Here is a 25640-nt window from a genome sequence, read left to right on the forward strand (position 1 = left end):
TCACTCCGAACATTTTGCAGCAGAGGATAAAGTGCCGAGTGGGAGCCGCCGGGCTGACATTGAAAAAGCAGCAATTTTGCCCGCTGAAAGCGTGTCCTCTTGCGGACTTCATAAAGCAGGCGGGACTTGCCGATGCCGGCCTCACCCTGAACTAAAATGACGCCGCCCTTGCCGGCGACGGCATCATGCCAACATGCGGCGATGGTGGCCAGTTCGTCCCCACGGCCTATAAACGTATTGTTCAAGCGCCCGAAGGCGAAGAAGCGGTCAACGTCCCGCTTGTGGCTGATGGCACGCCAAGTCCGCTGCGGCTCCGCGAAACCCTTAATAACGTGAATGCCACGAAAACTGAAAACGTGGGACCGCCGCGCCAGATTTCGGGTCTCATCGGACACCAATATTGCATCCGGATGAGCCATAGCCTGGAGCCGCGTCGCCATGGCCAAAGCAGGGCCCGTGACGCTGGCATGCGCCGGGTCACCGCCGTCCCCGTGAACGAGGGTCATGGATGTAGCAATCCCGACCCGAACATGTAGGTCCGTATGGTCTTTCTCCAGCCCGACCCGCTTGCACGCTTCAATGATTTCGAGTCCTGCCCGGATCGCTTGCGAAGCCGCGTCCTTTGCCTCCATCTCTGCTGGAAAAAGTGCGACACCGCCGTCGCCGGCCTCGCTCACGACAACGCCCGAGCACGATGAGATTGCCTGTCTTGCCGCACGCCGAAAGGCCGACATCAGTTCTTCATAGTCCTCGATATCCAGAACTGCGAGCAGGTCGGTTGATCCGACCAGATCATAACAGAGAGCTGTCATAACGCGCCGCTCGCTGCGAACGTCGGACACACTACCGTCGACCTTGCTCAGAACGCCCTTGGCAAGGGCCACGATTGGAGGCTCTACTCGACCCTTTTCCGACATGCTACGGTGCCTTGGCTGGCGGAGTGGGAGCGATACTATCAAATGCGCTAATATTCACCAGAGCGCTCGGACGACCCTCATCATAAGCGATACTTCGGACGATGTGCGTCACGCTCGCTGACCGCCGGTTAGCCTGATGGCATCTTCTCGAACGTCTTCAACCCGGTTTCCATCGTGTCCCAGGGGAGGGCCCGGATACCGTAAGTCACCACGGTCGGATTGAACCGGCCCGGATCGTCAAGGCTTGCTGCATGGACCGTGATCGGGTCCGGCATGGCGGTGTATGTCAGGTAGACAGGGGTTCCGCAGACCGGGCAGAAGGAATGGATTTTCACATTCCCGTTGTCCGCCGCAACACGCCACTCCGTCGTCGTGCCGGTGATCGTCACGTCCGCTCGCGACGAAAACGTCAGATAGGATCCATGACCGGTGCCGCTTCTTTTCTGGCAATCACGGCAGTGGCAGTGGTTCTCGAAGATGGGGGTTGCCTTAGCCTCGTAGCGAACCGCGCCGCACGCGCATCCGCCGGTGTAGAGAGTGCTCATGTGCTCGGCTCCCTGTTTCGCGGTCAGGCCGCCCGTTCGGACGCGCGCGGCTTCGCGAAGACATCGATCGCTTGACCCGTTTCGAGGAAGGATTTCAGGCTGGAGAGGACGATCGGCCAGCCGCGCTTGATGCCGTTCGCCATCCCGCTGCCGGCTTCGAGCTCGTCATGGGTGACGGTCAGCCGGACCATGGCCTCGTATTCCTCGACCTCGAAGGTCACCCGGCTGTAGCTCGCCGGATCGGACGCTTGCGAAGCGTTTGCCCAGGTGATGACGAGACGGGTCGGCGCGGAGACCTCGATGACTTTGCCGACGAGCTCGACGCTCCGCTCATCATTGGCGCGGATATGCTCCCAGCTCGAACCGGGCTTCCAGTCAGAGACGTTCTCGTGGCCCCAGTAGCGCCGTGCGAGGTCTGGTTTCGTTATGGCCTCAAACACCTTTCCCGGCGTCGAAACGATATAGTAAGTAAAGCTGATCGCTTCCTTGGTCATTGCTAGGCTCCTTTTTGTTTCACGAGCATAGGTAGATGAGGAAACCGCGATCGTGTGAGTGACAATCGTGTCGCGAATGGATTCTGATATGACAGAAGGTTGATGCATGATGCGCTGGCACATTGCTCATGGACGGCATCTCGATCTTGGCGCGAGATCGTTGCTGATGGGGATTTTGAACGTCACGCCCGACAGTTTTTCCGACGGGGGAGAATTCGATCGGCCGGAGCGGGCGATCCAGCAGGCGCGGCGCATGATCGGCGAGGGTGCGGCGATCATCGATGTCGGCGGCGAGTCCACCCGGCCCGGCGCCGGGGCCGTTTCGGCGCGCGAGGAACAATCGCGCATCCTGCCGGTCGTCGAGGCGCTGTCGTCCGACGGCGGCAGCCTGGTTTCGGTCGACACCTATCGGGCCGAGACGGCGCGTCTGGCGGTCGCGGCGGGCGCACATATCGTCAACGACGTGCATGGCCTGCAGCGCGAACCCGACATCGCGCATGTCGCGGCGGAAACCGGCGCCGGCCTCGTCATCATGCACACCGGGCGCGGCCGTGAAAAACTGGCGGATGTGATCGCCGACCAGTTCCTGTTCCTGAACAGATCGCTGGAGATCGCGCGCCATGCCGGCATCCCGGATGATCGGATCGTGCTGGACCCGGGCTTCGCCTTCGCCAAGGATGGAGAGGAAAACCTTGAGCTCATGGCTCGCTTCGGCGAATTGCGCGCTCTCGGTTTTCCATTGCTGGTCGGCACGTCACGCAAGCGTCTTGCCCGTCACCTGGTCGGCGAAACTGACGAGGGGCGCGACGTCGGCACAGCGGCGACAAGCGTCATCCTGCGGTTGAAGGGCGCTTCGATCTTTCGCGTGCACAATGTCGCGGTCAACCGCGATGCGCTGGCTTTCGCCGACGCGGTGCGCGAGCGCGAGACCGCGGAATAGAAGAGCGCGTCAGGCGGGCTCGGTCACGACGCCGATCCGCCGGTAGACGAATTGTTCGTCCTTCGAAGGAACTGCCGCAGCACGCTGGGCTTCGTCGATCAGCATTGCCATGCGCCCATGGATTGGCGATTTCGCGCAAGCCGGGTCCGTCGCGGCGGCATCGCCGGCGATCGCCATCGCCTGGCAGCGGCAGCCGCCCCAGTCGATTTCACGCCGTTCGCAGCTGCGGCAGGGCTGCTGCATCCAGTCGGTGCCGCGAAAGGCATTGAATGCTGGCGAATCGGTCCAGATATCGGCCAGGCTGCGCGGTCCAAAACGCTCGAAGCTGAGCGACGGGATGGTCTGCGCGGCATGGCATGGCAGCACGGTGCCGTCCGGCGTCACCATGAAGGCGTCTCGCGCCCAGCCACCCATGCACGGCTTGGGATAGATGGCGAAATAATCCGGCGGGACGAAATCGATGTTCATGATGCCGGTCAGCCGTTCGCGTGCCGCCGCGACGATCTCCGCCTGCCGTTCAACTGCATCGCGCTCAGGCATCAGTTGATCGCGATTGGTCAGCGCCCAGCCGGCATACTGCACGTTGGCGATCTCGAGTCGCTCCGCGCCCAGTGAAAGCGCCAGATCGATGAATTCCGGCACCTCCTCGATGTTGTGGCGATGGATCGGCGCGTTGATGGTGAGCGGCAGGCCGGCCGCGCGAGCCCGGCGTGCCGTCTCCAGCTTCTTTTCGTGGCCGCCTTTGTGGTTGCCGATGCGGTCGGTGGTCGCCGGCCGTGCGCCTTGAAAACTCAGTTGCAGATGGTCGAGCCCGGCTTCGGCAAACGCCTCGATGCGGCCTTCGGCAATGCCGACGCCGGCGGTGATCAGGTTGGTGTAGACGCCGCGCGCCGAAAGCCCGGCGATCAATTGCTCGAGGTCGCGGCGCAGCGTCGGTTCACCGCCGGACAGATGCACCTGGAGAACGCCGAGATCGGCCGCCTGGGAGAACAGGTCGAGCCAGGTCTGTGTATCGAGTTCGCGATTGGCCTTCAGCAATTCGAGCGGATTGGAGCAATAAGGGCATTGCAGCGGGCAGCGATGCGTCAGTTCCGCCAGCATGCCGATCGGAGGAAGAAGGGGCTCGCTCATAGCTTCACTAGCAGCTTGTCCGACCATTCCTGCAGGAAGGCGACGACGTCGGCGGCCACGGCCTCCTGTTCGGCATCATAATCCGCGGCAAGGTCGGCAATGATGTGGCCGACTGTCGACCGTCCATCGCAACGGCGCAATATGTCGAGGCTGATGTCGTTCGGCCAAAATATTTTTTCAGGCGAAAGCGCGGCGAACGCCTGCCGCACCGGGTCGTACTGTATGCGCACGTGCTTCGGCAGCGATGGCACCGACTGCGGTGACACAATGGCTCTTTCGCGCAGCGCCATCATAGGGCTGCCTCCGGACGAAAGGCGCCGGGCGGTATGTTTCCCGGCTCGCCATAGGCGTGTTGAAGCGCGTCGAGCATGGCCCAGAGTATATCGCATTTGAACACCAGCGCATCGATCGCCTGCTGCTGGCGTTCCGCCGTGTCGGCATGGCCGAGCACGTAAGCGAGGGCGAAGTCGGCGTCGCGCGAGGCCTGTTCGGGCCGTCGGCTGAAATAGGCCAGCGTATCCTCGGTGATGTAGTCGTATTTGGCCAGCATCGCCGGAACCCGCTCGCCGATGATGAGCGGCGAGAACATCTCGGTCAGCGACGAGGCGACCGCCTCGAACAGCGTCCGATTCGTGCAAAAGGAGAGGTAAGCGCCGACCGCGAAACGTGTCGCCGGCAACGCCAGCCTTTCGCTCTTCACCGCGTCGGCATCGAGACCGAGCGAGGTGGCCAGATGCAGCCAGCGCGCAATGCCGCCGCTCCAGCCGTCCTCGCCGTCGTGGTCTTCGATGCGTTTGCGCCAGGCGGCGCGAAACGCCGGATCCTCGGCGTGTGCGAGGATCATGGCATCCTTGCGCGGGATGACAGCCTGATAGCAATAGCGGTTCAGCGCCCAAGCCTGCATCTCGGTCCTCGACAGCGCACCGCTGGTCATCCTGTGATGGAAAGGGTGGCGGTTGTGATAGCGCTCGGCACCGACCTGACGCAGCACGGCTTCGAGCTGGCTGGAGGACAGGCCGTTCCTGGCCGCGTCGTGGAAATCGCTCAAAATTCCATCTCCATCCCGTCGCGCGCGACTTCCCAGCCAGCCGCTTTGACTGCTGCGTGTTCGGCGGAATTCTCGTCCAGAACAGGGTTGGTGTTGTTGATGTGGACGAAGACACGGCGTCCGATCCTCACATCGGCCAAGCCGGCGATCGAGCCCGCGTCTCCCGACATTGCCAGATGCCCCATGCGCGCACCGGTTTTTTGACCGACGCCGGCAGCAATCATCTCGTCGTCCATGTAGACCGTGCCGTCGAACAGAAGGCAGGCGGCATTGGCTAGGCGCGCGCGCAGGGTAGCATCGATGCGCGCGCAGCCCGGTATATAGAAGACGGAGCCGCGACTGCCGGCGCCGGCGATACGGACGCCGATCGTGTCGCCGGCGTCGGAGCTGAAATTGGCGTCCGGCCGGCTTCTTTCCTCGAGATAGAGCGCTATCTTCCCGGGCACGGGAAAGCTCTCGATGGCCACGCCGGTGTCATGGCCGTCTGCATCGCAGATCGCCAATTCTTCCGCCGGCGGCAAGGTGCGTCGCGGCACGAGCGCCGGGTCGAGAACATTGAAAATCGAATTCGCCTCCAGCGTCGCCAGAACCTGTGTCGTTGCATAGATAGCGAAGGGCTGCCGCTCACGCAGGCTGAGCAGGCCGGCGACATGATCGACATCGGCATTGGTCAGCACCACCGCACGGATAGGCGTCGAACGCAGCGGCGCATCGAGCGCGGGCTGCAATTCGGGCGTTTGCGCAATCTGTTGGCGAATATCGGGCGAGGCGTTGAAGAGAACCCAGCCGGCCCCGTCCGCTGACGCGGCGATGCTTGATTGGGTTCGCGAATGCACGCCAGCCACCCCGCTGCGAGCCGCGCGGCTCAGGCGATAGTTGCAATTCCACTGCGGAAAGCCGCCACCTGCCGCCGAGCCGATGATCTTCAAGCGCATTGCAATGCCCGCTCTGCGGCTTGTTCAACCAGCAACAAATTTTCGACCGCGAATGGCTTCGCGCCCGCATCGAACGCGTCTACGCCTTCCACGAAGATCTCGCGCGGCAAGAAAGTGCGTGTCCCCGTTGCCAGGGACACGCACCTCTGCGGCCTACTTCTTGGGAGGAATTTCAGCAGGCAGATACCGCGAAATTTCGAAGCCCGCAGCGACTTGGCACATGGTCGGTTTTGTCCAGCTCTTCTTCATGGCATTTCTCCTCTTCTACCAGCCCGAAGGGGCCGATCCTTTTCTCAGTCAACCATTGCTGGGCACCATTGCAATGGCTCGTCCATCAGCTCTCAAAATGGACAAATGAAACGGTAGGTTCTGAAAAATCGAAAAACAAGACGTTCGAAAATAACAATGCTCATGCTTCAATTGCTGATCACGTAAGGCTTCTTCTCCTCCAGCGGAAGGTTTGCACGCTCCCATCCATCGGCGCCGAGCGGATACCAGATCACCGAACTGTAGCCCCATTCGACGGCCCGTTTCGCGGCATTCCAGGACATCCAGCAATTCGTCATGCAATAGAACAGGATAGCGCGCGACTTGTCGGCACCGGCTTCGGCCGCGAGGCCTTGGCGAAAATAGCTGGCGGTCTCCTCGGAGATAGCGCCGTAACCGACGTTGGCCAGCCAGATGCTGCCTGGGATGTCCTTTCTGATCGCCTCTCTCCAAATCGTTCCTGCCGGCAAATTGGCCGGCTTCGGCGTGTTCGGCATGACGTCGAAGAACACCGCCTTCTTCTCCCGCCACAGCGCCTCCGCCTCTGCCGTCGTCACCACGCTTGCGCCTTGCAGCGTCTGCGGCACCGGCGCCCGATATTCGTCCATCCGGTAGCCGCCGGGCTCGGCGATATCGCCAGCCCACATCGGTTCGGTCAGACTGAGAAGGCCCGCAGCGACCAGCAAAATCGTCTCCTTTCCCTTCATACCGGCATCGTCATTGCGTGATCGGATTATCGTGTTCGTCGATCAGCGGCACATTGTAGTCCAGCAGGATCCTGTTGATCTCCGCCTGATTTTCCCTGATCACCCGGTTGAGCGTCCGCTTCCATTCCTGGTCGGATGGACGCACGCCCATGGTGATACGATAGGACATGCGCGAGCCGGTTTTTTCCTTCACCAGCGGAACGATCGTGAGATCGACGCCGAGTTCCTTGGCATAGTATCCTGCCATCGGTCCCCAAATGACCGCCGCGTCGATCTTGCCGGCGAGCATGTCCTTGATCATGACCTCTCCCATGGAAGGGGTGAGGCGCGTATCCACCGCCAGCGGATAGATTTTTGCCGTTCGCAAGAGCTTGTTGGCAGCCATGTTGGCAGTCGGTGGCGTGCTTTCGACGACACCGATCTTCTTGCCGGTGAGTTTCGGATCCTCGATCGTCTCGACACCTTCCATGCCGTTGCCCTTCGGGTGCACCAGCACATAGGAGGAGCGATAGTAGGCGTTGGTGTTCTGCACCAGTTCGTCGCCCTGGGCATAGCCCATGATGATGTCGCATCGGTTGGCGACCAGCGTGTTGCGCACGAAGCCGGCGACAACGGGAAACCATGTGTAGGCGACGGACTTCCGACCGGTTTTCGCTGCAACCAGTTCGGCCAGCTTGTTTTCGAAGCCTTCGCCGCTCTTGTCGGTGAAAGGCATGTTCGAAGGATCGGCGCAGACGCGCAGAATATCGGGGTCGACCAGTTCTCCTGCGGCACCAAGGCCGGCGTCCTGCGCCTTGGCGTTCGAAGGCAGCAAGGCGAGTGCGCCGAGGATCGACAGGACAAAGCGCAGCTTCAACGCATCACGGCCAGTCATATCATCCACCCATACAGGACGCTTCGGCATCCTTCGCTGCTTGTGGCTTGTCTGCTTTCTTCGGCGGCCTGCCGCGGGGCGCCGCACCGTCGGCGCGGGCGCGGAGGTAGACGTAGAGATCGTCCATGTAGCAATAGACGTTCTTGTTGTCGCCAAAGGCAGGCATGACATTCTCCTTGCCGCCGCCGACATTCTTGCGGCCTTCGGCGACAATCGAGAGGAACGTGCCGTAATCCATGGTTTTCAGGCTGTTGACCAGGGCCGGCGCATAGCTCGAACCTGTGCCGTCTGGTCCGTGACAGACATGGCAATCGGAATGATACCGGCGATAACCGCTGAACGTGTACCAATCCACAGTTCCGTTTTCGATCTTGTAGGTCGGATTTCCCTCCGCATCCAAATACTTGCCGTCTTCTTCCGTCACCGCCTTGGCTTTTTCCGCGCTGTCCTGGGCTTGTGCGAGACTTGAGCTTGCCAGAGGCAGCAGAGCCAGAGCGAGAGCGGAAATTACAATGCGAACTGACATTCAGTGTCTTCCTTCATTTGCCACGGACACGGGTTTGCTGTCGTGAAGCGGCATTGATCGATATTTTGGGTGCGCAGCGAAATCGAGAGCCCGGTCCTGGCTTCCCGGTGATCCGGGCTCTCGCTTTTCAAAGCCTTGGTCTTTTCACAAGACCCGAGGCGTGCCTAAGGTTCCCGTGTATCAGTCCGGGAGACCGAAGACGGTGAGCTGGCCGCCCAGCGTCGTGTAGTCGGCAAGTGCTGCGTAGCCACCGACCGCACCCAGACCAGCGGTCCCAACGACAGCGGTCTCGTCGCCTTGCGCACGGCCCTGATCGACGGCCCCATGCCAGGCAGCGGCGTTATCGGGCGAAAGCAGTCCACCTGCCAGACCGATACCGGCCCATCCACCGACGCCGGACAGAACGGCGATGTACTGCTTGCCGCCATGCTCGTAGGCCGTGATGTTGCCGATGATGCCGGACGGGGTCTTGAACTTGTAGAGTTCATTCCCGTCATGATCGACCGCCTTGATGTAGCCCTCGAGCGTGCCGTAGAAGACGACGTCGCCGTCGGTTGCCAGCGCGCCCGACCACACCGAGAACTTCTCGGGCTTCGACCAGACGATCTCGCCCTTGGCAGCATCCCAGGCAATGAAGTTGCCCATGTGGTCGGCTCCAGGGGGAGGATACATCGACACGGTGGCGCCCACGTAAGGCTGACCGGCAGTGTAGCTCACCTTATAAGGCTCATAGTCCATGCAGACATGGTTTGTCGGCACGTAGAACAGGCCGGTCTTCGGCGAATAGGCCGCCGGTTGCTGGTCCTTGGTTCCAAGCGCCGCCGGGCAGATGCCCGTCGTGTTGGTATCTTCGCCGTTCGCCTGGGTCGAATATTTGGCCACGACCTGCGGGCGGCCATACTGGTCGCTGCTGGGGTCCATGTTGACTTCCGTCGCCCAGTTCACTGCCGGATCGTATTTCTTGGCGACGAGAAGTTCGCCATTGGCGCGATCCATGGTGTAGGCAAAGCCATTGCGGTCGAAATGCACCAGCACGTCGCGCTTGGCGCCGCCGACCTCCATGCCATCGACGAGAATCATCTCGTTGATGCCGTCAAAGTCCCATTCGTCATGCGGGGTCATCTGGTAGAGCCATTTGGCAACACCAGTATCCGCATCGCGAGCCATGATTGTCATGGACCAGCGATTGTCGCCTGGGCGCTGGACCGGGTTCCATGTCGAGGGATTGCCGGTACCATAGTAAACCAGGTTCAGCTTGGGATCATAGGAATACCATCCCCATGTCGTGCCGCCGCCTGTCTTCCACTGCTCGCCTTCCCAGGTGTTCGTGCCGGAATCCTTTCCGACAGGTTTGCCGAGATGGGTGGTCTTCTCGGGATCGATCAGGGTGTCTGCGTCCGGACCTTCCGAATAGGCTTTCCAGGCGAGCTTGCCATCTGCCAGATTGTAGGCGGCCAACCAGCCGCGAACGCCGAATTCAGCGCCGGAGACGCCGACCAGCACCTTGTCCTTGACGACTACGGGTGCTGACGTGCCGGATTCGCCCTTTCCGCCGTCGGTCTGCTCGCCGTTCTTGACTGACCAGACGACCTTGCCGGTCTTGGCATCGAGCGCCACGACGGTGGTGTCGGCCTGGTTTAGAATGATCTTGCCGTCACCATAGGCGACGCCACGATTGACCGTGTCGCAGCACATGATCCCAATAACATTGGGGTCTTGCTTGGGCTCGTATTTCCAGAGGATCTTTCCGTCATTGTTGAGATCGAGAGCATAGACGGTGTTCGGGAACGGCGCGTGGACATACATCACATCGCCGATAATCAGCGGCCCGCCTTCATGGCCGCGCAGCACGCCAGTGGAGAAGCTCCACTTGACCTGCAGGTTCTTCACGTTGTCCTTGGTGATCTGGTTAAGTTTGGAAAAGCGGGTGTTGGCGTAGTCACCCGTCTGCATCACCCAGTCCTTGGGGTTTTCGGCCATTTTCATTAGTTCTTCATTGGCCGACGTCATGTGGACCGCGCCGAACGACATGAGCGCCGCGGTCGTTAGTAGGTAGGCAGTTTTCGCAAATACACGCATCAAAGTCCTCCCAGGGTTCACAATGACGAATCGTCCGTTGAGCCCACGAGGGCTTGCCCAAGCGATTCATGTGGGGGAAGTATTTCCGGCAGCGTGTCACGACCTAAGCCGAATGAGCAGAGGGCACCGTTACTGCCCATCCCACTTGGCCTACGAAAGACTGTCGCCGCTCCCTAATGACGGTGACGCCCTTGAAGCCGGAAACAGGATGAAGCTATGTCATCCCCAAGCGGAAGGCAAGAAAAATCACTTCCGTCTATGTTGCACTGCAATATAGAGAAATAGATATGAAAAAACTCATACAGAAAGCTATTGATCGACTGTGAATGAGGCTGGTTTTATATAAGTTCCCCAATTTTGCGTATTTTTTTGGCGGAATGTATTAAGTTTTATTTATGAATATTCATTGGATCGTGTGAAATTAAGTATGCGCGTGTCGCTCGGGGTGCCGATAGTGGAGGAGACATGAAATGAAGGTCGGCACCGGGATTCGGAGGGGATGATCGTGCCGTCGAGGAGGCCTTTTGCCGGCCGGTACGGCCCTGCTCCTTTGGTACTATACGGCCTGCATGAGAACTTGACTGGCGTGGTGGCACGAGGCCAACTGGTGCTGTGATCCGTCTCGATCCATCGGGCTCGATCTGTCACGTCCGGGCCAAACGGAGGGTTCCCCATGCTCAGATATGTCGGCTTTTCGACCTTGCCGCTGTTGCTTACATCGGCCCTGGCCTTCGCCAATCCGGCCGGCGCCGCCGGCGATTATCCGACGGTGACGGTTGTCGACTATGTGCTCGGCTGCATGCAGACAAATGGCCAGACACGTCGGGCGCTGGAGAGCTGTTCCTGCTCGATCGACGTCATCGCCTCGATCCTTCCGTTCGAGGATTATGAAAGGGCCGAGACCTTCAAGAGCATGTCCCTGACGACAGGGGAGCGTTCGGGACTGTTTCGCGAAAGCGCGCCGGCGAAAGCCGCGAGCACGGAACTGAAGCGCGCGCAGGCGGAAGCCGACGTGCGCTGCTTTTAAACGCGTTGCGCACGCGGCTTCGAGGCTTCAGAGCCCCGTAGCCTCCAGTGGCCATTGATTGCGAAATACCTTGCCATCCGTATCGATCGCTTCGACCTGGATTTCGCCGTTGCCATGCGCCTTGAAATCGAACCGGAAATTGGGATCTTCCGAAATCGATATTCCACCTTCCATCGAGAGGATCGGCCGGTCTGCCTGGGAGATCGATAGTTTCTGAACAAAATGCGCGGGGATGAAATACTGGGTCAGCGGATTGCGCTGCAGGCCAGAATTGTTCGGGTGCCGGATCATCAACTGCAATTCCTGTGCCTTTGTCATCGTCTCTTGAGGCGGGAATTGGCGCAGCTTCATCTGCCCCATCGTCGCCAGCGCCTCGTCCTGGTTCTTGACCGCCGGGGCCGAGCATCCGCCCGATGCCTTGACGAAGGTCTGGGCCATGTGGAGCTCGCCACCCTGCGTTTCTGCTAAGGCACGCAGATAGGAATAGTCGTTGACGCGCACACGCGTCGACAGATGCGTCACGCCGGCGTCCTTGCCGATCTGGAACGTCGCCGCCACCGGTGCCGGATTGACGTCGATGATCAAGGTGACGGATTTGATGCCGTCAGGCGCCTTGGCGGGGTCGATATAGATGTCGACGGGCACGATGGCGGCATCCTGCGCCCGCTTCGGCGCCTCGATCCTGACGACGCCGCTATCGACCAGAATTGCCCGATCGCCGAACACGTCGCCTTTCAGATCCTGCCAGATTCTGTCCGAAGATGCTGTTGTTTGCTGCGCGTTGGCGGCTCCGGAGGAACCAACGAGCGTGCCGACGGCCAAGATGATCGCGGCGAAGATGGCCGCGAGCGGCAAGGCGAGCTGCCGGCTCCGGTAAGCGTGGTTCTGCATTTCGATGCCTCCACCAATGTCAGAGAGGTGGTGCCCAGGCTGATATTGAGGATAAGCCCTTGACGATGTGTTGGCAAATCGATCGACCTCGTCCACGTCCAGCGCTTGTCGTGCGGTCTATTCCCATTCGAGTTCGGCAAAGGCGGCCGTTGCATTGCGCTCATTATACTCGTCGAACAGACGCCACTTGCCCCGTTCGCTTGCGCCGGCGGTCTTGACGGACTCGCTGAGCGGCATCCCGTCGGCGATCGCCCTGCGAATATCGCGCGCCAGAACCTCGAAATAGCGCCGCTCCGCCGTCAGCGCCTCCGGCCAGTCGGCCGGCACCGGGCCATGACCCGGCACGGCGCGCGCGGCGCCGATCGCGGCGAGCGCATCCATCTGGCGAAGCCAGCCAAGCAGCGATCCGTCGAGCGTCGGCAAGGAACCGACGAAAACGAGATCGCCGGCAAACAGCGTGCGGGTCGCGCTGTCGAAGACGGTCAGGTCGTTGTCGGTGTGCGCCGCTTTCCATGCCTGCAATTCGAGCACGCGCCCGCCGAGGTCGAGCTGCAGGCGATCATCGACCAGCATCGTCGGCGGTATGATCTCGACCCCTTTCATGAGCGCGTCGCCGATCTGTTGGCGAAAGCTGTGCAGGTAGAACGCGCCGCGGGCCTCAAGAGCGCGCGGCAGATTGTGATGGCCGACGATGGTCGCGCCGATCTCCCGGAATGCCGCGTTGCCGAAGATGTGGTCGGGGTGCATGTGGGTGTTGATCAGGTAACGAACCGGCTTGGTGCTTATTTTGCGGATCGCGGCGATGAGAGCGTCCGCCTCGATCAGGCTGCCGCCGCTGTCGATGACGGCAACGGCGTCGGTGCCGACGACGACGCCCAGGTTCGAGATCGCGCCCTGGTTGGCGGCGCTCATCAATTCATCCACGCCCTGGAAGGCGAAGACGCCGTCGGCGACGTTCCTGACCTTGAATTCAAGGCCGCCGGCAGCGGCGAGAGCGGCCCGCCCGAGGCAACAGGGCAGCATCGCGGCGCTAACCGCGGTGCAGGCGAAGCCGCTCACAAGCTTGCGTCGTACCCTGTCGATCGGCATGGCTTCCCCCGATATGCATTCGAGCTGTAAGGCGATCAGACCACGCCCGGAAATTTTTGGTGGAAAGACCGCAAAAGGTCGCTCATCACCTGTGGATTGCGATAGTGCCGCGGCAGCCTTACGTCGAACATGCCGAGCACATGGGCTGGCCGCTGCGCGAGCACGATGATGCGATCCGACAGCATCAGCGCCTCGCGGAGATTGTGCGTTACCATCAGGGCGGTCGTAGGCCGCGCCGACCACACGGTCAAAAGCAGGTGCCGAAGCCGCTCGGCGGTCCGTTCGTCGAGCGAGGCAAAGGGTTCGTCCAGGAAAAGCACCGCCGGTTCGGTGGCGAAGGCCCTGGCAAGGGCTGCCCTGCGCGCAAGGCCGAGCGAAAGCTCCGCCGGATAGAGCGAGCGCATGCCGGCGAGGCCGAGCGTGTCGAACAGCCCGTCGAGGTTCTTCGTTCTCAGGCTTTTCGGTAGCGCCAGCCTGACATTCTGCTCAACTGTCCGCCACGGCAGCAAGATCGGCTCCTGGAACACGGCGGCGATCCGGTTGGAGCCGCCTTCAGGCAGTTGGAACGAGCCGGAAAAGTCTTTGTCCAATCCAAGCAGGATGCGCAGCGTCGTGGTCTTGCCGCAGCCCGACGGCCCCAGCAGGCAGGCGAATTCGCCTTGCCGAACCTCGAAGGAAAGGTCCTGGAGCGCCGTGATCGAGACGCCTTGCGCGGACCTGAAGGTCTTCTCGGCGATGTCGACCCTAAGCGGGACGACGGCGCCAACGGGTTGCATGTCGTTCAACGGGCTGCACCACAAGAAGTTCGATGACAAGCATCACCGCCACGAAAGCCAGCGTGTAGGCAAGAATGGCGGCGACGTCGAAGAGTTGGAAATAAAGATAGATCTGGAAGCCGACGCCATTGGAGCGGCCGAGCAGCTCGACCACCAGGACGATCTTCCAGATGAGGGCGATGCCGGATCGTGAGGCGGCGGCAAGATAGGGCTGCAACTGCGGCAGCAGGACGTGGCGGATGCGGTCGAGGAGACCGAAGCGGTAGACGGCGGCCATTTCGGCGTAGTTCGGATCAAGCGCCCTGGCGCCTTCGCGCATCGTCACCACCACATTCGGGATCTTGTTCACGGCAACCGCGCCAATCGCCGCCGCCTCGTTGAGGCCGAACCAGATGTAGGCGAGCACGATGACCACCAGCGCGGGGATGTTGAGAAACAGGATCACCCAGGGACTGAAGAACCGGTCCGCGCTGCGGTAGCTGCCGAGGGCAACGCCGATGACCGAGCCAACCACCATCGCGATGACATAAGCTGCGGCAACCCGGCCAAGTGTCGCGCCGAGATGATAGAAAAGGTCGCCGTTTGCCGCCTCGGCGAGCAGCACCTGCCAGACCTGTCCCGGCCCTGGAAAGGCACGGCTCGGCCAGGCACTTGCCGCAAAACCCCACAGCAGGCAAAGCCCGAGCAGCGAGACCGCGACCGTCAGCACGGGTGTCAGCGCCGTTGCAAACCTGGATTGGCTGCCGGCTGCAGCGCCAGGCGTGCGATCGCCGGTGTCAGGTGCGGTCATTTCGGGGGTTCCTGCCAGAACGTGCCGGGCGCCATCTCCGGCGCGCGGCCGACCAGCTTTTCGCCGCCGATCTCGGCCAGCACGCGGTAGAGTTTGCCTGCGTCGGCCGCATCCTCGGCGACGGGGCGTCTGGGAATGCCTTCGCGATAGCGGTCACGCAGTTTGGCCAATTCCTCGCCTTGCGCGCGGATAATCGGCGCAAGGCGCAGCCACTCATCGTCGGATCTGGCCAGCAAGTCCTTGGACTGCGCAGAGGCCTTGATGAAGCCCCGGGCGGTGGCCAGATTTTCGCTCGCCCATTTGTCATGAAAGACATAGCCGAGCGCTGACACGGCGCCCGAGGCCCCGAGCGCTTTCGCCGCATCATCCGCGCCGATCAGCCGACGAAAGCCATTGGCCTCGAGCCGGGCGCAAAAATGCCAGAAATTGAGCACCGCATCGAGCTCGCCTTGCATCGCCTTTTCCGAAATCAGCGGCGGCGCGCCAAAGACGATGTCGCTGGTTGCCGGCAGGTCGAGGCCGTGATCGCGTCTGGCCAGTGCCTGGATCAGCAGCCAGCTTTTATCGAGAGGCCCGCCGGCGACGCCGATCTTTTTTCCCTTGAGATCGGTGATCGTCCGGATCGGCGATTGCTCCTTCACCATGATCGCGCCGACGGCGGTCGAATAGGGGACCAATGTGAGGTCGACGCCTTCCGAGCGCTGGCGCGAGACCCACAGCCAGTCGGAGACGATCATGTCGATCGCGCCGGCCAGAATCGCGACGTTGGTTGCATCCTCGCCGGCGAAATCGACGATCTCCAGATCGATGCCGTTGGCTGCATCGAACTTGTGCTGTTTTATGGTGTCAAGCGCCCAGCTCACGGTGCCGAACTTCAGCACGCCGATGCGAACCTTGCCCATGGCGAAGGAGGGGGTCGTGGCGAAGGAGGGCCTTGAGACAAGCGCCGCGGCTGTTCCAAGAGCTGCCAGACGGAGCGTTCCTCGACGCGAAATCATCATGATGCCTCCTCCCGGGCCAGGATAAGCCGGGCGCCGATCAGATCGCACGGTCCTTGCTCGGCGAAGCGCATTTCCAGCGCTTGACCTTGAGGGTCGGGTGTTCCTGCGACCATTTCGCGATTTCGCTGGGCGCCAGCATCATACATTGGAACAGAGAGCCACGGCTCTCGAAATAGAGATGTTCGTCTCGGCAGTCGCCCGGATTGGCAATCAGGCAAACCGTCAGTATGAGGTCGACCATATCCATTCAGCACCTCTTGCGCGCTTGAAGACGCCCGCTTCGGCGAGATCCGGCCCGATCTGCGAGCCTGGACAAAAATCGCCAACTGCCGGAGTCCCGAGGTGCCCATGGAAAACCGGAATGGTTTTAGGCTACGCGTTCGCCCAATGGCCGTCAACAAAGGCGAATGGACAGGGGGCGCCGAAGCCTGAAACAAAAAACCCGCCTCGGCGGCGGGTTGTTGGCGCAAATCAGCGCCGTGAATAAATTCCTAGCATAACTGCCGTCACAAAGCAATGAAAATACGAGGGCAATCGCTTCAGGTTGCACTCCCCTTGCCCAGTCTTCCAGCGGTGGTGGTTAGCGAAAGCCGAAGCGGCATCCAATCTCCCCCCTTGCGGGGGAGATGTCCGGCAGGACAGAGGGGGGAAAGATCGCCAACTCTCGATTTAACCCATTCCCAACCGGAAACACCCTGAGGCGTGGCTGTAATTGGCTGACAGGCCAGCGGGACAGCACCCCCCTCTGCCCTGCCGGGCATCTCCCCCGCAAGGGGGGAGATAGGCAGCTTCGCTGACCGCGCCACGCTCGGCAATTGGTCTGAAGCGATTGCCCTGAACTTCAGTATGGTTGACATCCCTCGTCTGCCGGGTAGCTTCCAAGATGCAGGCGTCGCAACTCCACAAGGGAGAAGCGGACTCGCTCTGCCATAAAACGACGCACGCCGATGACACACAACGGCATGCGCAAATCGTCCAGGGCACCTTGACGATCAATGAGGAAATGCCATGCGTGCAATCGCATTTTTCGCCGTCGTGTCCGTTGCGACGTTTATCACGAACCAATCTCAGGCACAGGATGCCGCCGCGGGTGAGAAGGTCTTCGCCAAATGCAAGGCCTGCCACGTCGTCGACGAGGACAAGAACAAGATCGGTCCGTCGTTGAGCGGCGTTATCGGCCGGACGGCCGGCACGCATCCGGGGTTCAAATATTCCAAACCCATGACCGAGGCGGGTGGATCCGGCGTCAAATGGGATGAAGCCACGCTGACGACCTATCTTCGCGATCCCAAGGCCATGATCAAAGGCACAAAGATGGCGTTTCCCGGCCTCAAGAAGGACGAGGATCTTGCCAACGTCATCGCCTATCTGAAGCAATTCTCCAAATAACCCGGTTTTTCCGTTAGGAAATAACCCGGTTATTTGGCAGGAAATAACCCGGTTCTTCCGCACGAAGTAACGCGACTTCGCCGGCCGTTCGAAACTGCGTTCGGCCGGCGCCCACCCGGTGGTTGGCGCCGCTGGTCAAGCGGCGTCTTGCAGCCTCCGCATGGCGGACGGCAGCTCGAGCAGACCGTCGCAAACGAGGTCGGCGCCAAGCTCTTCAACGGCAATTTGGGTGTAGCCGCCACGCAGCAGAATGACGGGCATGCCGGCGGCGCGCGCGGCGGCCACGTCGGCGCTGCTGTCTCCGACCATCAGCGTGTCACGAGGCTCGACCTGAAGCTGGTCGAGCGCCAGCAGCAGAGCGTCGGGCGCCGGTTTCAAGGATGTCACCGCATCTCCGCCGACGATCGCACCGAAATAGTCCGTCAGCCCAAAATGCAGCAGGATTTCCCGAGCCGCCAACTGCGGCTTGTTGGTCACCACGCCCATGGCTATTCCACTCAAGTGGAAGTGCGTGAGAACCTCCCTGACGCCAGGCATCAGCCTTGTCAGGCCGGTCAGATGTCTGCGGTAGATCGGCGCCATGGCGCGGTTGGCCTCATCGAGCGCGCTGCCGAGAAGCGGCGTGCCGGAAGCCGCGAAGGCTCGCTCGATCAGTCTCCTGACGCCGCCGCCGATCATGGCCTTGACCTGCTCCAGGCTCAGCGGCGGCAGATCGCGGCCGGCCAGCAATTCGTTGACTGCGGCCGTTATGTCAGGCGCCGAATCGACCAGCGTGCCGTCGAGATCGAACAGGATCGCCTTGGGCGATCGAAACGGCCTGCCTGCGCCGACGTTCATGCGGCGTCCTTCCACTTGATCGAGCAGCCGATCGAAGCGATCTGGTCGAGCGGTCCGTCTCCGGTTCGGGCAATTTGCTTCATCGCCTCGAACAGGTCGCGCCTCAGCCCGGGCGGTCCGGCGTCGCGCCGCGCCGCGTCCAGCCGGCCGCGATATTGCAGCGTCAACTCGCTGTTGAGCCCGAAGAAATCCGGAGTGCAAACGGCTCCATAGGCACGCGCCACCTCTTGGCGCTCGTCGTGGAGGTAGGGGAAGGTGAAGCCGTTCGTCCTGGCGAAAAGCTTCATGTTGTCGAAGGAATCATCGGGGTAGGCGTCGGCATCGTTGGCGTTGATCGCGACAAAGCCGATGCCTTGCGCCTTGAGGTCGTTGGCATCGCGGACGATGCGTGAAATCACCGCCTTCACATAAGGGCAGTGATTGCAGATGAAGGCCACCACCAGCCCGTTCGGGCCGGCATGGCTGAAGATCGAATGCGATTTGCCGTCGACGCCGGGCAAAACGGCATCGATGGCTTGCCAGCCGAAATCGCAGACAGGTGGAATTGCCGCCATATTTGCCCTCCGATGTGACGGTTTACGCAGCTTTCCGGATCGCCCCGTCGGCCGCCTGCCTGATGGCGTCGATATTGGCGCGATAGGCAGCCTCGGTGCCGCCCATGAAAATGGCCGAGCCCGCGACCAGCACATTGGCGCCGGCCGCGGTGACCAGCGGAGCAGTCTCGGGCGTGACGCCGCCGTCGATCTCGATGTCGATCGGACGATGGCCGATCAGCGCCTTGACCCGCCTGACCTTGTCGACGACCGCCGGAATGAACGCCTGGCCGCCGAAGCCCGGATTGACGGTCATCAGAAGGACCAGATCGAGCCGGTCGAGCACATATTCGATGACGCTTTCCGGCGTCGACGGGTTCAGCGACACGCCGGCCTTCTTGCCGAGATTCCTGATTGCCTGCAGCGAACGGTCGAGATGCGGCCCGGCCTCGGCATGCACCGTGATGATGTCGCAGCCGGCATCGGCGAAGGCGGCGAGATAGGCGTCGGCCGGCGCGATCATCAGGTGGCAGTCGAAGATCTTGTCCGTTCGGTCACGGATCGCCTTGATCACCGGCGGACCGAAGGTGATGTTGGGCACGAAATGGCCGTCCATCACGTCGAGATGGATCCAGTCGGCACCCGCCCGGACGACCGTCTCGACCTCGTCGCCAAGCCGCGAGAAGTCCGCAGAAAGCACCGAGGGCGCGATGATTGTCTTAGTACCCATGGTCGTCGGCTCCCATTCTATCTTCCGTTTCCGGTCGCTGCACACCAACCGGCGTCGTCATGTCAGCGCGCCTTCGTCTCCGGCTCGCCTTCGAGCTTACCTTCCGCGAACACGCGGCTGCCGCGAATATCGGATTCCTCAATGGTGATAAGGTCGGTCTTCGTCAACGCCCGGTCGCGCGACGCGAAAAGCCGGTTGGCCTGGCGAAGCCGCGCCCGGTCGAGCCCATTGCGGACCGAGCGAGCGTTGGAGAAATGCGGCAGCCGCATGCGGATCGGGAGATACTCTTCGAGCGCCTTGGCCGCCGCTTCGCTGAGACGGTAATTCTGTTCCGCCAGCATGATCTCGGCGATCGATTTGAGCTCGCCGACGCCGTAGTCGGGAAAATCGAGGTGGTGGGCGATGCGCGAGCGCATGCCGGGATTGCTGTCGAAGAAGCGGTCCATCTTGTTCTTATAGCCGGCAAGAATCACAACCAGATCGTCACGGTTGTTTTCCATGCATTGCAGCAGGATTTCGATTGATTCCTGGCCATAGTCGCGTTCGTTCTCGGGCTTGTAGAGATAGTAGGCCTCGTCGATGAAGAGCACCCCGCCCATGGCGCGCTTGATCACTTCGCGGGTCTTGGGTGCGGTGTGGCCGACATACTGACCGACGAGATCGTCTCGTGTCACCGCGACCATGTGGCCTTCGCGGACATAGCCGAGACGATGCAGGATTTCGGCCATCCTCAGCGCCACGGTGGTCTTTCCGGTGCCGGGATTTCCGGTAAAGTTCATGTGCAGCGTCGGCGCGCCCGAGGTCAGCCCGAACTTGCGGCGAAGCCGGTCGACCAGGAGCAGCGCCGCGATCTCGCGGATGCGGGTCTTGATGGGCTTCAGGCCAACGAGCTCGCGGTCGAGCTTGTCCATCACCTCATCGATGTTGGACGCCTCGAACTCGGCCTGCAGATCAACCGATTCGTCCTGCGCGGCAGCGCCCTTTGCTATCGCGTCCAGCATGGTTTCGCCTAGCTCCGCTCGCCTTCGGGCCTGTCAGTCGCATAAGGCACGATCGAATAGCCCTGGCTGCGGCCGTCGCGCTCCTGGCGCAGCAGCCGGAACCCGGGTTCGTTGGGCGGCCGGTTGACGATGAACGACATGCGCGGCGCCTCCCAGCCCTTGGTCGAATCGAAGGCGGTGACCCGGACATACATGTTGGGCATGGCTTTCCGGCAATTGTTGACTTCAAGCAGGATGCCCGCCGGGTCCTTCAGGTCGAACATCGGGTTGCCGTACATTTCCCAATAGGTGTTTCGCGGATGCGGATCGTCCGTGTACTCGACGCTGACCGCCCAGTGGTTTTTCAGCGCGTATTTGATCTGCGCCGAAATCTGCTCATCGGTCAGGTCGGGCAGGAACGAAAACTGTCCCTGCGTGACCTTGTTTCCCGGATTGGTCATCATGGCGACGATTCCTTTCGTCTAGAAGCTGGGCGTTGCGGTTGGCACGAAGTCGGCCGTATCGGTCGATTCGTAGTTGAAGGTGACGTCCTTCCAGGTCTCCAGGGCCGCCTTCAGCGGCGTGCACCATCTGGCCGCCTGTTCGAGGATTTTGGTCCCTTCGCGCAGATAGTCGCGGCCCTCGTTGCGGGCGAGGATCATCGCCTCCAACGCGACGCGATTGGCCGTCGCGCCGGCCTGGATGCCGTCCGGATGGCCGATCGTGCCGCCGCCGAACTGCAGGATGACGTCCTCGCCGAGATAATGGATCAACTGGTGCATCTGGCCGGCATGGATGCCGCCGGAGGCGACGGGCATCACCTTGTTGAGCGAGGCCCAGTCCTGATCGAAGAACAGCCCGGTTTCGAGGTTCTGCGGCGTGCGCTCCTCGCGCAGCGTGTCATAAAACCCCTTGATCATCAGCGGGTCGCCTTCCAGCTTGCCGACCACCGTGCCGGCATGGATGTGATCGACGCCGGCCATCCGCATCCATTTGCAGATGACGCGAAAATTCATGCCATGGTTCTTCTGGCGCGAATAGGTCGAGTTGCCGGCGCGGTGCAGGTGCAGGATCATGTCGTTGCGGCGTGCCCACTTGGCCATCGACTGGATCGCCGTGTAGCCAATGACGAGGTCGATCATGACGATGCAGGAGCCAAGCTGCTTTGCGAATTCGGCGCGCTCGTACATCTCCTCCATCGTGCCGGCGGTGACGTTGAGATAATGGCCCTTGACTTCGCCGGTGGCGGCCGACGCCTTGTTCACAGCCTCCATGCAGTAGAGGAAGCGGTCGCGCCAGTGCATGAACGGCTGCGAGTTGATGTTCTCGTCGTCCTTGACGAAGTCGAGGCCACCCTTCAGCGCCTCGTAGACGACGCGGCCGTAGTTGCGGCCTGACAGGCCAAGCTTCGGCTTCGTCGTCGCGCCGAGCAGCGGCCGGCCGAACTTGTCGAGCCGCTCGCGTTCCACCACGATGCCGGTCGCCGGGCCCTGGAAGGTTTTGAGGTAGGCCACCGGGACGCGCATGTCCTCGAGCCGCAAGGCCTTGACCGCCTTGAAGCCGAACACGTTGCCGATGATCGATGCAGTCAGGTTGGCGATTGAGCCCGGCTCGAACAGGTCGAGGTCGTAGGCGATGTAGGCGAAGTACTGCTGCTCGGTCTTGGTGCCGGGACCTGTGTTCGGCACCGGCTCGGATTTGAACGCCTTGGCGCGGTAGAGCTCGCAGGCGGTCAGCCTGTCGGTCCACACCACGGTCCATGTCGCGGTCGAGGATTCACCGGCGATGGCGGCGGCCGCCTCCTCGTGGTCGACGCCGGGCTGCGGCGTAATCCGAAACATGGCGATCAGGTCGGTCTCCTTGGGCCGGTAGTCCGGCTCCCAATAGCCCATCTTCTTGTAGGGGATGACGCCCGACTTGTAGCGTTCGCTGCCTTCCTTGAGCGTGCCCGCTGACGGCATGTCGATCTTGTTCATGACAGGTCTCCTGTTTGCCGCTCAGGCGGCTTTCGCGGTTGCGATTTGCGGGTCGAGCTTTCCCGCGGCGTAACGTTTCGCCATCTCGTCCATGGCGATTACCCTGATCTTCGAGGCGTTGCCCGCGGTGCCGAAGCGTTCGAAGCGATCGCGGCAAAGGTCGCGCAAGGCGTCCATGGCGGGTTTCAGGAATTTGCGCGGATCGAACTCGCGCGGATCCTCCGTCGCGACGCGGCGGAACTGCCCGGCCATGGCCATGCGGCAATCGGTATCGATGTTGACCTTGCGCACGCCGTAGCGGATGCCGCGCTCGATCTCCTCGACCGGAACGCCAAACGTCTGGGGCATCTCGCCGCCATATTTGTTGATGATGTCCTGCAGTTCCTGCGGCACGGAGGAAGAGCCATGCATGACCAGATGCGTGTTGGGCAACTTTTCGTGGATCGCCTCGATCACCTGCATGGCGAGGATGCCGCCGTCGGGCTTGCGGCTGAATTTGTAGGCGCCGTGCGAGGTGCCGCAGGCAATCGCCAGCGCGTCGACCTGGGTGGCGGTGACGAAGTCGACCGCCTGATCGGGATCGGTCAAAAGCTGGTCGTGGGAAAGCGCGCCTTCGGCGCCATGGCCGTCCTCGGCCTCGCCCTGGCCGGTTTCCAGCGAGCCGAGCACGCCGAGCTCGCCTTCGACGGAAGCGCCGACCCAATGCGCCATGCGGGCGACACGTTCGGTGATGGCGACGTTGTAGTCGTAGCTCGCCGGCGTCTTGGCATCCGCCATCAATGACCCGTCCATCATCACCGAGGTGAAGCCGTGGCGGATCGCCGAAAGGCAGGTGGCTTCGTTGTTGCCGTGATCCTGATGGATGCACAGCGGAATGGCCGGATGCATTTCGGTCAACGCCTCCATCATCTTGGCCAGCATGATGTCGTTGGCATAGGAGCGGGCGCCGCGCGACGCCTGGATGATGACCGGCGCGTCGCAGGCCTTGGCCGCCTCCATGATGGCGAGGCCTTGTTCCATGTTGTTGATGTTGAATGCCGGTACGCCGTAGCCATGCTCGGCGGCATGGTCGAGAAGCTGGCGAAGGGTGATGCGGGCCATTGTCGGGTCCTCTTAGCTGCGGAAGTTGGGCTAGATGATGAGCTTCAGCGCCGCTGCGGCGATGGCTTCGGGCGTGATGTCGAAATGCCGGTAGAGATCCGGGGCAGGGGCGCTGGCGCCAAAACCGGCCATGCCGACGAAAGCGCCGGTGTCGCCGATCCAGCGATCCCAGCCGAGCCGCGCCGCGGCTTCGACGGCAATGCGCGGCGCCGAGCCGAGGACGGACTTCCGGTAGTCCGCATCCTGTTCCTCGAAGAGCTCCCAGCACGGCATCGAGACGACCGCGGCGGCGATGCCGTGCTCGGCCTCCAGCCGTTCGGCGGCGGCAACGGCGATCTCGACCTCCGAGCCGGTGGCGATCAGCGTCACGGCGCGGTGCTCGGATGGCTCGCGCAGGATGTAAGCGCCCTGGCTCGATCGGTTCTCGTCGCTGTGTGGCTCGTCGCTGAGTGCCTGACGCAGCATCGGCAGGTTCTGGCGCGAGAGCACCAGCACGCTCGGCCGGTTCTTGCTCTTCAGCGCCAATTCCCAGCACTCCGCCGTTTCGATGATGTCGGCCGGACGAAAGACGTTGAGGTTTGGCGTGGCCCGCAGCATCGCCAGGTGCTCGACCGGCTGGTGGGTCGGGCCGTCCTCGCCGAGACCGATGGAATCATGCGTCATCACATAGACGACGCGCTGGCCCATCAGCGCCGAGAGCCGCATCGCGCCGCGTGCATAGTCGGCAAAGCACAGGAACGTGCCGCCATAAGGCACGAAACCGCCATGCAGTGCGATGCCGTTCATGGCCGCGGCCATGCCGTGCTCGCGGATCCCGTAGTGGATATAGCGGCCGGCATAGTCATCAGGCGCTATGCGATCCATGCCCTTGGTGATCGTCAGGTTCGAATGCGTCAGATCGGCGGAGCCGCCGACGGTCAGGTCGGTCGCGGCGTTGATGGCGCCGAGCGCCATTTCGGAGGCTTTTCGCGTTGCAACCTTGGTCGCCTTCTCGAGATGCTCCTTGCGGAAAGCGCCGAGCGCTTCGAAGACCGCGTCGGGCAGGTTGCCGGCGACCGCGCTCTCAAACGCCTGGCGCCGGGACGAGGCGGCAAGCCGCTGCTCCCAGGCGTGCCGCGCCGCTTGCCCGCGCTCGGCAACTTCGCGCCAGGTGAAAAGGATGTCGTCCGGCACCTCGAACGGCGCGTGGGCCCAGTCGATGTTTTCGCGCGTCGCGGCGATCTCCGCATCGCCCAGCGGCGCGCCATGCGTCTTTTCCGAACCGCCCAGATTGGGCGCGCCCTTGCCGATCACCGTGCGGCAGGCGATCAGGGACGGCCGGTCCGACTGCTGTGCTGCTTCGATTGCCGCAGCGACGGCTTCCGTGTCGTGGCCGTCCACCGATTGGACGTGCCATCCGGCGGCTTTGAACCGTGCCGGCTGGTCCATCGATGTCGACAGCGACGTCGGTCCGTCGATCGAGATCGCATTGTCGTCCCAGAACACGATCAGCCGGGAGAGCTTCAGGTGACCGGCAAGGTCGATCGCCTCGTGGCTGATGCCTTCCTGCAGGCAGCCGTCGCCGGCGATCACGTAGGTGAAATGGTCGACGAGGTCGGCGCCGTGGCGGGCAGCAAGCATGCGCTCCGCCAGTGCCATGCCGACGGCGGTCGAAATGCCTTGTCCAAGCGGACCGGTCGTCGTCTCGATGCCAAGCGCATGGCCATATTCCGGATGTCCGGCGGTGCGGCTGCCCAGCTGGCGAAACCGCTGCAATTCCTCGATCGGCATGTCTTCAAAGCCGAGCAGGTAATGCAGCGCATATTGCAGCATCGAGCCGTGCCCGGCCGAAAGCACGAAGCGGTCGCGATCGGGCCAGTTGGGCGCCGACGGATCGATATTGATGAAGCGGCCGAACAGCACCGTCGCGACATCGGCCATGCCCATCGGCATGCCCGGATGGCCGGAATTGGCCTTTTGGACGCTGTCCATCGCCAATGCGCGAATGGCGTTCGCCATGTCGCGCTCCGAGACGGCGGCGACGGGCTTCAATGCTGCTGCTTGGCTGTTCATGGCGT

General features: G+C 62.0%; 28 protein-coding genes. 4 read left to right on the forward strand and 24 right to left on the reverse strand.

Annotated elements, in window-relative coordinates; translation table 11 throughout:
- Nucleotides 1-1045: 1045 nt before the first annotated feature.
- Nucleotides 1046-1462, reverse strand: coding sequence for a GFA family protein (locus EN885_RS07165; protein ID WP_095488989.1), 417 nt, complete (start codon nt 1460-1462; stop codon nt 1046-1048).
- Nucleotides 1463-1485: 23 nt separating this feature from the next.
- Nucleotides 1486-1956: an SRPBCC family protein gene (locus EN885_RS07170; protein WP_095488990.1), complete on the reverse strand. Its 471-nt coding sequence runs from the start codon at nt 1954-1956 to the stop codon at nt 1486-1488.
- Nucleotides 1957-2062: 106 nt separating this feature from the next.
- Here EN885_RS07170 and folP point away from each other — a divergent pair, with 106 nt between their 5' ends.
- Nucleotides 2063-2896, forward strand: coding sequence for a dihydropteroate synthase (gene folP, locus EN885_RS07175; RefSeq protein ID WP_128241409.1), 834 nt, complete (start codon nt 2063-2065; stop codon nt 2894-2896).
- A 9-nt stretch (nt 2897-2905) separates the two neighbouring features.
- Here the strand turns inward: folP and pqqE are convergent, their stop codons facing one another.
- The 4 genes from pqqE to pqqB are packed head-to-tail and all read right to left on the reverse strand — an operon-like array spanning nt 2906 to nt 6010.
- Nucleotides 2906-4027 carry a pyrroloquinoline quinone biosynthesis protein PqqE gene (pqqE, locus tag EN885_RS07180; RefSeq protein ID WP_128241408.1) on the reverse strand — a complete coding sequence of 374 codons (1122 nt, stop codon included), beginning with the start codon at nt 4025-4027 and terminating at the stop codon, nt 2906-2908.
- A complete protein-coding gene (pqqD, locus tag EN885_RS07185; protein ID WP_128241407.1) occupies nt 4024-4320 on the reverse strand; it encodes a pyrroloquinoline quinone biosynthesis peptide chaperone PqqD in 297 nt (98 codons plus the stop codon). The genes pqqE and pqqD overlap by 4 nt, the downstream gene beginning before the upstream one ends.
- On the reverse strand, nt 4317-5075 hold the full coding sequence (pqqC, locus tag EN885_RS07190) for a pyrroloquinoline-quinone synthase PqqC (RefSeq protein ID WP_126105399.1): 759 nt from the start codon (nt 5073-5075) through the stop codon (nt 4317-4319). Before pqqC ends, pqqD begins: the two co-directional genes overlap by 4 nt.
- Nucleotides 5072-6010 (reverse strand): pyrroloquinoline quinone biosynthesis protein PqqB, encoded by a 939-nt coding sequence (gene pqqB, locus EN885_RS07195; RefSeq protein WP_128241406.1) that lies wholly within the window; start codon nt 6008-6010, stop codon nt 5072-5074. Before pqqB ends, pqqC begins: the two co-directional genes overlap by 4 nt.
- A gap of 220 nt (nt 6011-6230) precedes the next feature.
- Between pqqB and EN885_RS33495 the strand changes: the two genes are divergently transcribed.
- Nucleotides 6231-6368: a hypothetical protein gene (locus EN885_RS33495; RefSeq protein ID WP_164547143.1), complete on the forward strand. Its 138-nt coding sequence runs from the start codon at nt 6231-6233 to the stop codon at nt 6366-6368.
- A gap of 58 nt (nt 6369-6426) precedes the next feature.
- On the opposite strand, the gene EN885_RS07205 is transcribed toward EN885_RS33495, so the two are convergent.
- The 4 genes from EN885_RS07205 to EN885_RS07220 form a co-directional block, all read right to left on the reverse strand.
- Complete coding sequence (locus EN885_RS07205) at nt 6427-6984, reverse strand: PQQ-dependent catabolism-associated CXXCW motif protein (RefSeq protein ID WP_095488996.1); 558 nt, start codon at nt 6982-6984, stop codon at nt 6427-6429.
- A 10-nt stretch (nt 6985-6994) separates the two neighbouring features.
- Nucleotides 6995-7858: a quinoprotein dehydrogenase-associated putative ABC transporter substrate-binding protein gene (locus EN885_RS07210; protein WP_164897797.1), complete on the reverse strand. Its 864-nt coding sequence runs from the start codon at nt 7856-7858 to the stop codon at nt 6995-6997.
- A gap of 1 nt (nt 7859) precedes the next feature.
- The gene (locus tag EN885_RS07215) at nt 7860-8384 is read right to left on the reverse strand and encodes a c-type cytochrome, methanol metabolism-related (RefSeq protein ID WP_126105403.1); all 525 of its coding nucleotides are present in this window, start codon (nt 8382-8384) and stop codon (nt 7860-7862) included.
- A gap of 180 nt (nt 8385-8564) precedes the next feature.
- A complete protein-coding gene (locus EN885_RS07220) occupies nt 8565-10463 on the reverse strand; it encodes a methanol/ethanol family PQQ-dependent dehydrogenase (protein ID WP_126105404.1) in 1899 nt (632 codons plus the stop codon).
- Between the two features lie 673 nt (nt 10464-11136).
- On the opposite strand from EN885_RS07220, the gene EN885_RS07225 reads away from it, so the two are divergent.
- Nucleotides 11137-11490: a hypothetical protein gene (locus EN885_RS07225; protein ID WP_095489000.1), complete on the forward strand. Its 354-nt coding sequence runs from the start codon at nt 11137-11139 to the stop codon at nt 11488-11490.
- 27 nt (nt 11491-11517) lie between these two features.
- On the opposite strand, the gene EN885_RS07230 is transcribed toward EN885_RS07225, so the two are convergent.
- From EN885_RS07230 to EN885_RS07255, 6 genes are all read right to left on the reverse strand, one after another.
- Nucleotides 11518-12381, reverse strand: coding sequence for a quinoprotein dehydrogenase-associated SoxYZ-like carrier (locus EN885_RS07230; RefSeq protein WP_128241404.1), 864 nt, complete (start codon nt 12379-12381; stop codon nt 11518-11520).
- A gap of 117 nt (nt 12382-12498) precedes the next feature.
- On the reverse strand, nt 12499-13470 hold the full coding sequence (locus EN885_RS07235; protein ID WP_128241403.1) for a quinoprotein relay system zinc metallohydrolase 2: 972 nt from the start codon (nt 13468-13470) through the stop codon (nt 12499-12501).
- 35 nt (nt 13471-13505) lie between these two features.
- Complete coding sequence (locus EN885_RS07240; RefSeq protein ID WP_095489003.1) at nt 13506-14246, reverse strand: ATP-binding cassette domain-containing protein; 741 nt, start codon at nt 14244-14246, stop codon at nt 13506-13508.
- Nucleotides 14215-15036: an ABC transporter permease gene (locus EN885_RS07245; RefSeq protein ID WP_128241402.1), complete on the reverse strand. Its 822-nt coding sequence runs from the start codon at nt 15034-15036 to the stop codon at nt 14215-14217. Before EN885_RS07245 ends, EN885_RS07240 begins: the two co-directional genes overlap by 32 nt.
- Nucleotides 15033-16037, reverse strand: a complete 1005-nt coding sequence (locus EN885_RS07250; protein WP_128241401.1) for an ABC transporter substrate-binding protein — start codon at nt 16035-16037, stop codon at nt 15033-15035. Before EN885_RS07250 ends, EN885_RS07245 begins: the two co-directional genes overlap by 4 nt.
- Before the next feature lie 37 nt (nt 16038-16074).
- Entirely contained in the window at nt 16075-16284 is a 210-nt protein-coding gene (locus EN885_RS07255) for a hypothetical protein (RefSeq protein WP_128241400.1), read from the reverse strand.
- Nucleotides 16285-17045: 761 nt separating this feature from the next.
- On the opposite strand from EN885_RS07255, the gene EN885_RS07260 reads away from it, so the two are divergent.
- Nucleotides 17046-17426: a cytochrome c family protein gene (locus EN885_RS07260; protein ID WP_095489007.1), complete on the forward strand. Its 381-nt coding sequence runs from the start codon at nt 17046-17048 to the stop codon at nt 17424-17426.
- 135 nt (nt 17427-17561) lie between these two features.
- Here the strand turns inward: EN885_RS07260 and gph are convergent, their stop codons facing one another.
- From gph to tkt, 8 genes are all read right to left on the reverse strand, one after another.
- Nucleotides 17562-18263, reverse strand: a complete 702-nt coding sequence (gene gph, locus EN885_RS07265) for a phosphoglycolate phosphatase (RefSeq protein ID WP_127206187.1) — start codon at nt 18261-18263, stop codon at nt 17562-17564.
- The gene (locus EN885_RS07270; protein WP_126105411.1) at nt 18260-18817 is read right to left on the reverse strand and encodes a thioredoxin family protein; all 558 of its coding nucleotides are present in this window, start codon (nt 18815-18817) and stop codon (nt 18260-18262) included. Before EN885_RS07270 ends, gph begins: the two co-directional genes overlap by 4 nt.
- Nucleotides 18818-18839: 22 nt before the next feature.
- Nucleotides 18840-19526 (reverse strand): ribulose-phosphate 3-epimerase, encoded by a 687-nt coding sequence (gene rpe, locus EN885_RS07275; protein WP_126105412.1) that lies wholly within the window; start codon nt 19524-19526, stop codon nt 18840-18842.
- A 62-nt stretch (nt 19527-19588) separates the two neighbouring features.
- On the reverse strand, nt 19589-20527 hold the full coding sequence (gene cbbX / locus EN885_RS07280) for a CbbX protein (protein WP_126105413.1): 939 nt from the start codon (nt 20525-20527) through the stop codon (nt 19589-19591).
- Nucleotides 20528-20535: 8 nt separating this feature from the next.
- A complete protein-coding gene (locus EN885_RS07285) occupies nt 20536-20970 on the reverse strand; it encodes a ribulose bisphosphate carboxylase small subunit (RefSeq protein WP_127206186.1) in 435 nt (144 codons plus the stop codon).
- An 18-nt stretch (nt 20971-20988) separates the two neighbouring features.
- The gene (locus EN885_RS07290) at nt 20989-22467 is read right to left on the reverse strand and encodes a ribulose-bisphosphate carboxylase large subunit (RefSeq protein ID WP_164547299.1); all 1479 of its coding nucleotides are present in this window, start codon (nt 22465-22467) and stop codon (nt 20989-20991) included.
- 36 nt (nt 22468-22503) lie between these two features.
- Nucleotides 22504-23583 (reverse strand): class II fructose-bisphosphate aldolase, encoded by a 1080-nt coding sequence (fba, locus tag EN885_RS07295; protein ID WP_095489014.1) that lies wholly within the window; start codon nt 23581-23583, stop codon nt 22504-22506.
- A gap of 30 nt (nt 23584-23613) precedes the next feature.
- Complete coding sequence (gene tkt / locus EN885_RS07300) at nt 23614-25635, reverse strand: transketolase (RefSeq protein ID WP_128241399.1); 2022 nt, start codon at nt 25633-25635, stop codon at nt 23614-23616.
- Between the last annotated feature and the right edge of the window lie 5 nt (nt 25636-25640).

The sequence above is a fragment of the Mesorhizobium sp. M6A.T.Cr.TU.014.01.1.1 genome, assembly GCF_004022765.1.
GTDB lineage: Bacteria > Pseudomonadota > Alphaproteobacteria > Rhizobiales > Rhizobiaceae > Mesorhizobium > Mesorhizobium mediterraneum.